This is a genomic window from Oleiphilus sp. HI0117, from assembly GCF_001635235.1.
In genome coordinates this window covers 1-1159 of record NZ_LWGA01001145.1, presented here as the reverse complement: position 1 = coordinate 1159, position 1159 = coordinate 1, and the positions used below count along the sequence as shown (strand labels likewise).

At 41.3% G+C, this 1159-nt stretch carries 1 protein-coding gene and 1 pseudogene; one reads left to right on the top strand and one right to left on the bottom strand.

The genetic code is table 11. The features are described 5' to 3' along the window. Nucleotides 1–620, top strand: a 620-nt coding sequence (locus A3757_RS20430) for a hypothetical protein (protein ID WP_231878336.1), incomplete at its 5' end; no start/stop codon positions are given. 331 nt (nucleotides 621–951) lie between these two features. On the opposite strand, the pseudogene A3757_RS27075 reads toward A3757_RS20430, so the two are convergent. Next, nucleotides 952–1159 (bottom strand): annotated as a pseudogene (locus A3757_RS27075) (IS3 family transposase); the annotation flags it as partial.

Genomic DNA, 1159 nt, shown 5'->3' with positions numbered 1-1159 from the left:
ACTACGGATTTGCAGGCCCAGAGTTCATAAACAGGTTATTAGAAATGAATGACGTCGAATCGTTGCATGAACGATTTGAAGACATCAAAAACTCAGTCACCTGTAAGAATGGCCAAGAAAGCCGTGCTGCTGATAGATTTATAATTGCAGCGTTAGCGGGTGAACTTGCCACCCATTTTGGTATTTTCCCATGGGTAGAAGGTTCGGCTATTCGCGCTTCAGTAATGCTTTTCAAAGAATGGAAGCTCACCAGGGGAAACGGCACTAGTGCGGTCAGTCAAATACTAAAAAATATACATAAATTTATCAGTCGATATGGAGATAGCAAGTTCACTAATCTCAGCCACTTCAATGACAAAGTTCATGAACGTGCTGGATGGTGGAAAGAAATTAAGAATGATGATGGAACGTCAGCTAGAATTTGGATGTTCACTAGTTCAGGTTTAGAAATGAGCTGTCGAGGCTACGCTATTCGAAGAATAATCTCCGCTCTAAATAAATCGGAATGTATTGTTGAAAAAGATGCTGGTAAAAACAGCAAGAACACGCGACTAGGTAGTGATACCCAACGACTTTACTATCTAAAAATCAGTGAAGACCTATGCGGGAACATTCACTAACAAAGTTACCTTGTTGCACCATCAAAAATAAGAGGGCAACCACACAGCCCTCTTATCTATTACTAATTACCCTGTTCCACCTGTTACCCGTCAATCAAAGCCTGATCCAAATTTCACGTACTTGACTAAATGAAGATTCGATTCACTATCATCATCTGCATGTCCTTTACCTGAGCTAGCAGTGCAATATACAACTGTAGAATCGACAATCTTACGCAACTCTTCATCATCTTCTAGTCTTTGTGGAGGATTTAGATAATTACAACACTTAAACCTTCTACATCTGCGGCGCTCTAAGCGGCGTTTTTCAAGGTAGTTGTCGCCTGAGCATTTAAGCTGCTTGTTTTTCCTTCTCCGGGTTCAACTTAACGTCACCCACTTTCTCCCAGTTCCGCGTAGCTTTTGACCACCTTATTTGGTTCTTTCTTTTCATCTTGCGATAAAGCTCATCCCTCTTCGATAATATTTCTTCATCCAGACCTAAGTGCCTTTGCTCTGGGGTAACAAAGTTAATTCGACTATGCCGGTGCTCTGTGTTG